This window comes from Acidimicrobiia bacterium, from assembly GCA_016650365.1.
Taxonomy (GTDB): domain Bacteria; phylum Actinomycetota; class Acidimicrobiia; order Spongiisociales; family JAENVV01; genus JAENVV01.
Window position 1 is genome coordinate 20,352 of record JAENVV010000003.1, and the last position, 9,615, is coordinate 29,966.

At 59.5% G+C, this 9,615-nt stretch carries 7 protein-coding genes; 1 reads left to right on the forward strand and 6 read right to left on the reverse strand.

Annotated features, from left to right (window positions below):
* Positions 1 to 116: 116 nt before the first annotated feature.
* Positions 117 to 335 carry a WhiB family transcriptional regulator gene (locus tag JJE47_00250; protein ID MBK5265840.1) on the forward strand — a complete coding sequence of 73 codons (219 nt, stop codon included), beginning with the start codon at positions 117 to 119 and terminating at the stop codon, positions 333 to 335.
* On the opposite strand, the gene JJE47_00255 is transcribed toward JJE47_00250, so the two are convergent.
* Genes JJE47_00255 through JJE47_00280 form a run of 6 tightly spaced genes read right to left on the reverse strand, consistent with a single transcriptional unit; the run spans position 321 to position 9,206 of the window.
* Positions 321 to 3,032 carry a GNAT family N-acetyltransferase gene (locus JJE47_00255; protein ID MBK5265841.1) on the reverse strand — a complete coding sequence of 904 codons (2,712 nt, stop codon included), beginning with the start codon at positions 3,030 to 3,032 and terminating at the stop codon, positions 321 to 323. The genes JJE47_00250 and JJE47_00255 overlap by 15 nt on opposite strands.
* Positions 3,029 to 4,756, reverse strand: a complete 1,728-nt coding sequence (gene polX, locus JJE47_00260; protein ID MBK5265842.1) for a DNA polymerase/3'-5' exonuclease PolX — start codon at positions 4,754 to 4,756, stop codon at positions 3,029 to 3,031. The genes JJE47_00255 and polX overlap by 4 nt, the downstream gene beginning before the upstream one ends.
* Positions 4,757 to 4,796: 40 nt before the next feature.
* Positions 4,797 to 6,299, reverse strand: a complete 1,503-nt coding sequence (locus tag JJE47_00265; GenBank protein MBK5265843.1) for a deoxyribodipyrimidine photolyase — start codon at positions 6,297 to 6,299, stop codon at positions 4,797 to 4,799.
* A complete protein-coding gene (locus tag JJE47_00270; GenBank protein ID MBK5265844.1) occupies positions 6,254 to 6,994 on the reverse strand; it encodes an alpha/beta hydrolase in 741 nt (246 codons plus the stop codon). The genes JJE47_00265 and JJE47_00270 overlap by 46 nt, the downstream gene beginning before the upstream one ends.
* Before the next feature lie 41 nt (positions 6,995 to 7,035).
* Positions 7,036 to 8,781, reverse strand: coding sequence for a bifunctional isocitrate dehydrogenase kinase/phosphatase (aceK, locus tag JJE47_00275; GenBank protein MBK5265845.1), 1,746 nt, complete (start codon positions 8,779 to 8,781; stop codon positions 7,036 to 7,038).
* Between the two features lie 32 nt (positions 8,782 to 8,813).
* Positions 8,814 to 9,206: a hypothetical protein gene (locus tag JJE47_00280; protein MBK5265846.1), complete on the reverse strand. Its 393-nt coding sequence runs from the start codon at positions 9,204 to 9,206 to the stop codon at positions 8,814 to 8,816.
* Between the last annotated feature and the right edge of the window lie 409 nt (positions 9,207 to 9,615).

Below are 9,615 nucleotides of genomic sequence, written 5' to 3' on the forward strand. Positions count from 1 at the left end.
AACCTGGCCAATCACGGGTATATCGCGCCTCTCCGAGCGACCCACCCGACGAATGGCCCACACCAGGGGCCGAACGGCCCTGAGTACGGCGGGCCAGGACCTGACAGACTGGCGCCATGATTGACTGGAAAGAGCGCGCAGCCTGCCGAGGAATGGATCCATCCGTGTTTTTCCCACCTTCTGGGAATCGAAAGGCGCTCGCGAGAGCGCGAGCGATCTGCGAGGGTTGCCAATCTCAGGAGGACTGCTTACTCATAGGCATAGATCAGACAGAGGGCATTTTTGCGGGGACCACCCCCCGCCAGCGGAAGTCACTGGTCTCAGTCGGCGACTGACGCCACGTCAACGATCTCAGGTGACCAACCCGACCGAATCGGTCTGATTCGTACACGGCCGTCCACCACGATCACACCGTCGCCCGGTTCGCGGACGATTACCGGGTTGAGGTCCATCTCGGCAAGCTCCGGGATGGCCTCGACGAGAGCTGAAACGCGCAGCAGCGCCTGTTCAAGGGCGGTGGTGTCTCCGGCCGGCTGACCGCGATATCCGTCGAGCAGCTTGGCCGACTTGATACCCGTCACCATCTGGTGGGCTTCCCGATCGGTGATCGGAGCGGCTCGGAACACAACATCCTTGAGTAGCTCCACAAAGACGCCTCCCATCCCGAAGACGAGCAACGGTCCGAACGACGGATCCTCCGTCATACCGATGAGCACTTCGATGCCGGTGGGCACCATCTCCTGAATCAAAACGCCGTTGGCATCGTCAGTCAGCGCCATGATGTGATCGAACGCCTCACGGACCTGATCGGCGCCGGATATGTTGAGGAGTACCCCGCCAAAGTCCGACTTGTGGAGAGCCGAAGGAGCAATTAACTTCATCGCGACCGGACCAGCGATCTCGGACCAGGCAGACACTGCCGCCTCCTTTGACTCCGCCTCATGCGATCGAGGCGTATCGATGCCGAACGATCCGAGCAGGCCGCGCACCTCGTCATCCGTGAGCCATCCGCCATCGGGACCGACCCGAGCCAAAGCGTCAGCAACAAGCTGACGAGCTCTTCCAAGATTGATGTCGGCGAACTGAGGCACCTCCCCATACGGAGTTCGCCGCCATTCGGCATACGAAGCTGCCCGCGAGAGCGCTTTGGCGGCAGCCTCAGGGAACTCATACACAGGAATCGTCATCGTCTCGTTACGCATCGAAGCCCGACCTGACCCTGATTCCATAAGGACCGCCATCTGCGTCTTGTCCGACGTCAGCGCCGCCTCAAGAACGGGCGGGCCGACATCAGGGCCGTTCTCAATTGTCTGAATATGAATCGTGATAACGGCGTCAATCTCATCAGAGGCGCCCAGGATTCGCGCAACATGACCGTATTCCGCCGGGCCAGCCGACGCGATCAAGTCGACCGGGTTCGTAACCGAGGCTTCGGGCGGCAGTCCAACCCGAAGCGCCGCCTGCAACGACTGGCTGAAGGCCGGCAACTCAAGGCCGCTCGACTCCAGCGCGTCAGCGGCAAGGATCCCGGGCCCTCCAGCGTTCGTTACGACCCCGACTCGTCGGCCGCCTGGCAGCGGCTGATTCGCCAGCAGCGAGGCAACTGCGAAAAGCTCCTCGATAGTGTCGACCCTGATCATTCCGGTTTGTGCACTCAGGGCGTCCACAGCTGCGTCCGCGCTCGCCAACGCCCCAGTATGAGAACTGGCGGCCCGTGAGCCGGCCTTCGATCGTCCTGACTTGACCGCAACGATTGGCTTCTTGCGACCAATTCTGCGGGCGATCCGGCCGAACTTGCGTGGATTACCAAACGACTCGAGGTACATAACGATGACGTCGGTGGATGGATCTTCTTCCCAGCTGAGAATGAGATCATTGCCCGAGACGTCCGGTTTGTTACCAATCGACACAAACTGCGAGATCCCGATATCGTGGCGACCGGCGTAGTCGAGAATGGCGATTCCAAGGGCGCCGGACTGCGAGAGCATCGCCACATTTCCCCGTGGTGGATACACGGGGGCGAACGTGGCGTTGAGGTTGACGGCCGGGTCGGTATTCACGAGTCCCATGCAGTTCGGTCCGATCATCCGCATCCCTGCTGAGCGGACCACTTCCACGAGTTCTGCCTCCAGGGCGGCACCCTCCTCGCCAACTTCGGAGAATCCTGCTGAGATCACGACGAGACCGCGGACACCTTTTGCTGCACATTCATGTACCACGTCGAGCACGGCGACTGCCGGAACGGCGATGATGGCCAGGTCAACGGTGCCCGGTATGGCGGTCACGGAGGGATACGCCCGGACCGACCCCACCACCTCGGTCTGCGGGTTGACCGGGTAGACCACTCCGGAGAATCCGCCATGCAGGAGATTGGCGAACAGGCGCCCACCAATGGAGCCAGGTGACCTTGATGCGCCGACCACCGCTATTGAGCGCGGGTAGAACATGGGAAGGATCGAAGCGGCGATCGCTCGCTGCTCGCGACGAGCTTCGGCTGCCCGAGCGTCATCCGACGCTTTGACGGGGAACTCGACGTTGTAAACCCCGGCTTCGAGGCTCCTCGTCAAGGTGTATCCCGAATTACGGAAGACCCGCATCATGGACAGATTGTCTGGCAAGACGTAGGCCTTGAAGGCCTCCACCCCGTGGGATCGAGCGTAAGTTGTGAGAATCTGAAGAAGTTGGGTTCCGATCCCCCGACCCTGCTGATCGTCTGCAACGGCAAACGCCACTTCGGCCTTGCTGGAATCGTCCAGCTCTCGGTCGTACCGGCCAACGCCGATCATCTCGTCTTCGTGAAGAACGACGACGGCCATGCGGCTCTCGTAGTCGACATTCGTAAAGAACTCGACTTCCTCATCGGTGAGACGTTCCTTGGCACGAAAGAATCGGTAGTAACGCGACTGAATTCCGAGCCGCTGAAACATATCTACGAGCGACTTGGCGTCGCTCGGCCGAATCGGCCGACAACGGGCGACCACGCCATCACGCAGAACAATGTTAAGTTCGTATTCGCTTGGGTATTCCATCATGCTTCCTTGGTACAGAATTGGAGAAATCTCTTGCGGGGCCAGGTATTGACACACTGGTTCGGATCCAGCCAACCCCGCTGTGCCTGTTGGACGCCCCACCGCATATAGTCGAGTTCCCTGACCCGGTGGGCGTCGGTAACAATTGTGAATGATACGTTCCGCCCGCGTGCTTTCCGGATCACCTCGCTCGTGGCATCAAGGCGCTCCAGGTGCGAATTGATCTCGAGAGCGACCCCGGTGGTTTCGGCACCCTCCAGGATGGCGTCTACATCGAATTCAATACCGGGTCGGCGACCAATCATACGTCCGGACAAATGTCCGATCGCCCGCACGGCGGGGTTGCCCATGGCTGTAAGCAACCGGATCGTCTGGCGTTCGGTCGGCAGGTCAAAATGGGAATGCACCGACGCCACCGTGAAATCAAACCCGGCCAGGAACTCCGCGTCGTAATCGACGTTGCCGTCGGGGTCAATGTTCAACTCGGTACCGTGAAGAAGCTCGATCGTCGGATACCGACTGGCTAGTTCCCGAAGGCAGCCGCGCTGCTCGACCATCTGCTCAGGGCTCGCCCCATTGATGGTGAGATCCTCGGCATGATCAGTGATGACCATGTACTCGTAGCCGCGCGCCAGGCATCCTTCAATCATGTCGATCAGCGTGTCTTCGCCATCTCCTGATAGATCGGAGTGAACGTGCAGGTCGCCACGAATCATGTCCAACGTCACGGCCGGGATGGGTCCGCTCTCTGCTGCTTCAATCTCGCCGGAATCCTCCCGCAAGCGGGGCACCACATACGCAAGGTCCAGCGCACCGTAGATGTCCGCTTCGGACAAGGCTGCAATCACGCGGTCATCCCCGGCATCGGCCAACGCATACTCATTGAGGGTCATCCCCCGGGCAATCGCTCGCTGCCGCAGGGCAATATTGTGGGCTTTTGAACCTGTGAAGTACATAATCGCCGCCCCAAAAGACTCAGGAGCGACGACCCTGACATCGATCTGGAGACCGGCGTGGGTCAGGAAACTCACCTTGGTGTCTCCATCGGCGATGATCTCATCGACCACCGGCAGGTCACGGACCCGGTTGGCGACCGGCTGTGGTGTGCTGGAGGCAACGAGTATGTCGACATCGGCAACGGTGTCGCGCAGTCGTCTCAGGCTTCCGCAAATCTTCACCTCGACCACACCATCGACCGCAGCCAGCTCTTTGGCAACCCGCTCGGCAACCGGCATCGCTTCGGCGATCGGAGTACGGCGATCCTTGCCTGACATGCCCAATCGGCCGATCGCTTTACCCAGCTTCTCTTCGGTCTTTGCCCCGAGCCCGGCCACGTCGCGAAGCTTCTCCCCGGCAATCGCTGCGGTCAGTTTCTCTACGGAATCGACACCGAGCTCATCGCGCAATTTGGCGGCGGTTTTGGCGCCGAGTCCAGGGATCTTCACCATCTGGCGGTAGTCGGCGGGAAACATCGCCCGAAGACGGTCAAGCTTGTCGATACTCCCTCGATCAATGAATTCACCGATCTTGTCAGCAGTGGATTTGCCGATACCTTTGAGGCCGATCATCTCCGATTTGGACAAGGTCGTGATGTCAGGCTGCAATTCGCGCAGCGAGCGAGAGGCCGACTCGTACGCCCGAGCCCGGAAGGATTGTGGATTCTGATCCTCGAGCTTGGTTAGCTCAGCAAGTTCGTCAAAGAGGTCGGCGAGAGTGGCATTGATCACATCCAGCAGACTAGGTGACGGTGGGTCCCATTCGAGGCGCTCAACCCCGCAGGGTTGGCTGATATTGGGCCAGATACGACTGCAGCTTCAGCTTGCGACGAGTCGAGTCAGATGTCATATATCGGACCTTCCCGAATATTTCGCGCTCGGGACCCCAAGCCCGGTCGAACCTTCCTAGCACCCAATGGATCCCTGACACTGAATTGGGATCCCGGCCGTCCAACGCATACCGGTTGTTGAGGTCCATCATGACGGTATGGGCGATCCTTGGATGTGGAGACCACTCCAGGATCTTCTTGCCCCACAGCATCCGCAGATAGTTGTGCATCGTGCCGGTCTCGGTGAGCTGGGTTTGAGCGGCATTCCACACCTCATCGTGTGTTTCTGATCGAGCCAGCTGATCGGGCGAGTAGAGGTAGGGTCGCGGGTCCGCGGCGTGTTGCTCGAGGGTTCGTCGTGCCCAACCGGGAAGGGCTTCGTATTGGTCGTAGACCGGGGAGTAGTAGGCAGCCCGGTAGCCAATATCCCGCCAGGTTACGATCTGATCGAGGAAGCCCTCTCCCTGTTCTGACATGCCCCACCAACCGGTCCGCGACCCGGTCGCCTTTGGAGCGACCTCAGCCGGAGTCCACTGTTCGGCCGCAATGACGGCAGCCAGGACCTCATGAACCGAAATATGCCCGAAGTGCAGATAGGGCGACAAACCTGACTCGGCATGTTCGGCTGGATGGTTACGCTGATCGTATCGGCCTAAGCCACTCGCCACGAACTCGGCCAACCGAGTTCGGGCAGCTGTCTGCCCACCCCGAAGCGGAGCAATGGGCACTTCGTGGTCGAGGTCAAGTTCGGTTATGACGTCCCGGGCCAGGCGGGCGGTCGGATAGTCGATCATGATTTGATCAATCACATTGGGACGGCTGGCGTCCAAACCACCAAGCGGGTCGTGGTCGGGTCCGTCCTCGAGATGATCGAGGAGGATCGTTTGATAGAACCGGCGAAGGTCGACCGCTCTCTTGAAGTCTCGATCCGTCACCGACATAGGGACCACACCATTGTGGTCGATAATTTCAAAGCGGCACTCGATCTGAGCGGCCGCTGCTTGCCGGGCGGCGGGAAGGAAGAATACCGGCGCATCGTCACCAACCACCACCGCCGCCGGAGCGCTCAACCGCCTAAGCAACCCTTTGCCAGCACCCGGCTCGGGTTCAATGTACGGAACACAAACGATGTGTCGGTTGCCTAGCGCTTCGACGACATCAATGATGCCGTCGATTGCAAAGGCATGAATCCGATCGTTGGCCCATGGATAATCAAGGCGCAGGGCCACCAGGACAACAAGCGGAACTCCCAGATGTCGGGACCAGTCTGCCGCCCTTTGGAGGGCGTAGTTTGCGCCGGTCCTCCGATAGGCAGTCATCCAGTAGAGGACGTAGTCACCGGTGGCGCCCACCTCCGCATCCACCAGCGTTGTTATGCGCTGATCAGGTACGTCAGAATTCACGAACGGTACTGGCGGAGAAATCCCAGGATCGCTTTGACACATGCTGCTTGTTGGTCGTTGCGGGTGATTGAGGCAAGGCCATCACCGATTTGGGGTCCGTAATTTCCAAATTGGGCATGGTTACCGCCCGGAATCAGTACCAGCTCGGCGGTCTTCGGTAAAAGGTCGGCGGACTTCTGTTCGATCTCTGCTGGCGGTGCAAGACCGTCTTCACTGCCATACACAACAAGCGTATTCAGGTTACGGAAGCCCAGATTGGACGAACCGTTCGGGTAGGAAGCCAACAGTATCAAGCCAGAGATGCGCTGGTTCCGCTCGGCGAATTCGGCGGCCATCGCCCCACCCATGGAGTGGCCGGCCATGATCCAGGATGAAATCTCTGGGTATTCGAGAAGCACGTCACTGGCGGCGGATACCCCGAGAACGGCGAAATTGAAGGGGTGTTTCACGATGATGACGAGATACCCGTCATCGGCCACCTGACGGGCAATCGGGGCGTAGGCATCGGGATCAACCCGTGCCCCGGTGTAGAAGATCACTCCCACCGTCGGCTCGTGATCGGCGGGCATGAACGTGAGACGAGGGGTTGTCGTTACGATGACGTCATCGTCTGTCGTCATCGATCCCACGACGTCGGGCGTGGAGCGATACGGAGACACAAAGTTGTCATACGCGTAGAAAGCGCCGAGCGCCAGGGTGGCAATGAGGAGTCCCCGGATGATCCACTTATTGCTCATATAAGGTCATTCTCACAGACTCGCTGGGCGTCCGCCCGGATTTACCAACCGGCCCAGCGGGGACGACCGGGCAAGCGAGCTGACTCGTCGTAGGGAAGTACATGTAACAACTCTCCGCCCGCCACCAGGCCCTGGATGTCCTGCCACGCCCTTGCAGAGAACATGTCACGGTGTTCCGAGAGAAAGACCTCCCGTAATGACGGCGACAGGCCGAGAAATCGCTCATGTTCCTCAGGGAACACATCGGTGTCACCAACGGTATACCAGGCATCGGACGACATCTCGTCCTCGTCATCACGCGACTGCGGGATCTCCCTGAAACGCATGTCGGTGAGCGGCCGCAGTTCGTCGTAGTCGTAGAACACGACGCGTCCGTGTCGTGTAACGCCAAAATTCTTCAACAACAAGTCACCGGGAAAGATGTTGGTTGAGGCGAGATCTTTGATCGAACGTCCGAAGTCGAGGACCGCCGCTCCGGCCGCCCGCTCCCCTGCTTCCCGAACGTAGATATCGAGCGGGATCACCCGACGCTCGACATAGACCTGCTTGATCACGACCTTCTCGTCGAAGATCTCTATGGTGCCGGCTGCCTCGGCTGCGAACTCGTCGAGGAGGGCATCGGAGAATCGCGATCGTTGGATCTCCAGATGTTGAAAGTCCTGTGCATCAACGAGGCGCCCGGCCCGGTCGTGTTGAAAGACCATGCTGTATTTCTCCATGATCGCCCGGCGAGTCGTTCGCTTCTGAGGCGGGAATCGATCCCGGATGATCTTGAAGGCATCTTCGAATCCCGGCATGGTGAACACGATCATGACGAGCCCTCTGGTTCCTCTGGCAATTTCGAACTGCTCATCGGTGGAGGCCAGATGCCGCCGCAAGTCACGGTACAGCTCCGTCTTGCCGTGTTTGTTGTAGCCAATCGCTATGTAGATCTCTGCCACTCGTTTGCGGGGCATCAACCGTTTGAGAAAACGAACGAGATCGTATGGGCGTCCAACATCGACAAGAAAGTACGAACGGGTAAACGAGAACAGTATGGACACCTCGTGCTCCTGCGTGAGGACGGCGTCGATGGCGACCCCGGCTTCGTCGTTGGTAAACGCGATGACGAGCGGAATCGAGTGGGAACCCGAATGTAGACGGGCGACGAGGTAGGCCGCCTGACCCCGGTAGAAGATAGACCTGACCAACTCGGCCCCATCAAGACTCATGAGCGCCCCGATCTGCTCGAGTCGCCCCTCGATTCTCTCCGTCGCCGCTGCCACATCTCGTTCTCGATTCACCAGAGCAAACGGACAATGGTCCAGCATCGCGCCAACCATGTCGGCCACCGATTCGGCCCGACCCTGGGCGAGAAATACCGGCTCGGACGAACGCGTCGGGGGGGTATCGAAGTCCGTGTCCACAAACTCGATGGCTTGGTCGACGCCGACCGTCGTAAAGACTCGCCGGGTTATCGAGTTGAAGAATGTTTCGGCGATGTCCCAATCATCCCGATCGGAAATCAGTGCTGAGAAGACGGCTTTGAGAGATGCCCAGATCGCCTGGTCCTCCGCACGATCGCCGAGCAACCCGACAACGTCTGCATATACATCCGAAACCACGCTGCGGTAGAGACCTAATCGTTCGGCAGCATCTGCCTGCATCCCGTGCCAATCTCGATCAAGGAATCGCACCTCGGCCCGTGACGTAATCACCCGGAACCGGGCAACGTAGTTCTCGTAGCCGGCCAGGATCGTCCTGGCCCCGACAAAGGAGCGGCGGCTGTCGGTTAACGGTGCTTCCATGACGTGAGCCTAATAACCGCCCGCATTCCGACCTATTTCGACGGCAGCGGTGAGTCGTGAAGCGCCGCGTCAAGGTACGGCCGGAATTTGGACAACGTAGGCGAGTCCCATGTGCTCTCTCCGTCTCGCCCTGGACAAGCCCCCTCGTCGTACGCGATGGCTGTGATTGAGATGATTTGGGACCCCACGATGGTCACGTACTGAAGATTGAGCTCCGAGGGCTGGCCATCCGGGAGCAGCATACCGACATATCCGTAGAACACACCCCGAGCGCCTCCCAGAACAAAGGCATCGGGCCCAAGATTCTCAGAACCATAATCAGACGGACACCCTGCGGCCCGGTCGGCCCCAATGGCTGCGTGAAATCCATCAGCCAGAGCATCCAGATTGGCAACGGGATCGGCGTCCGGGTCCAGATTGTCCACAGAAGAAACTGGATAGGTTTTTGTCTCAAGCGTCCCGGTTGGTGCCCCATTTCGCTCGACGCACAAGACGCCGCCGTTCCCTTCGCAGGATTGAACGATCCAACCGCCTCCGAGGTTTGCATCGTGATCCGGTACATCCCATTGAATCTGGCCCTCAGGGCCCGCCGGCCTGGGAGTACCCGGGTCGTTTGAATCGGCGTCGCTCCCCAGGCAGCCTGTCACGAGCAAGGCGATCAATACCGCCCCAACGGTGTTGCGAGGTATTCCCTTCCTCCGTGGTCAGAAGCCGCTTGCGCCCACTCGACACGAAAAGGGCGCAACAAAACTGTACTTGACCCACAGCGCGGCTGACTCCCAAATCGTTCGTCCAACAGCACGGCCAATCGACCCGGATGAGTACCCCGGGGGG

Excerpts from the sequence above, each read along its gene's own strand:
- JJE47_00250 (MBK5265840.1), top strand. The coding sequence starts at position 117 with ATGATTGACTGGAAAGAGCGCGCAGCCTGCCGAGGAATGGATCCATCC.
- JJE47_00265 (MBK5265843.1), bottom strand. The coding sequence starts at position 6,299 with ATGTGTCAAAGCGATCCTGGGATTTCTCCGCCAGTACCGTTCGTGAAT.
- aceK (MBK5265845.1), bottom strand. The coding sequence starts at position 8,781 with ATGGAAGCACCGTTAACCGACAGCCGCCGCTCCTTTGTCGGGGCCAGG.
- JJE47_00255 (MBK5265841.1), bottom strand. The coding sequence starts at position 3,032 with ATGATGGAATACCCAAGCGAATACGAACTTAACATTGTTCTGCGTGAT.
- JJE47_00270 (MBK5265844.1), bottom strand. The coding sequence starts at position 6,994 with ATGAGCAATAAGTGGATCATCCGGGGACTCCTCATTGCCACCCTGGCG.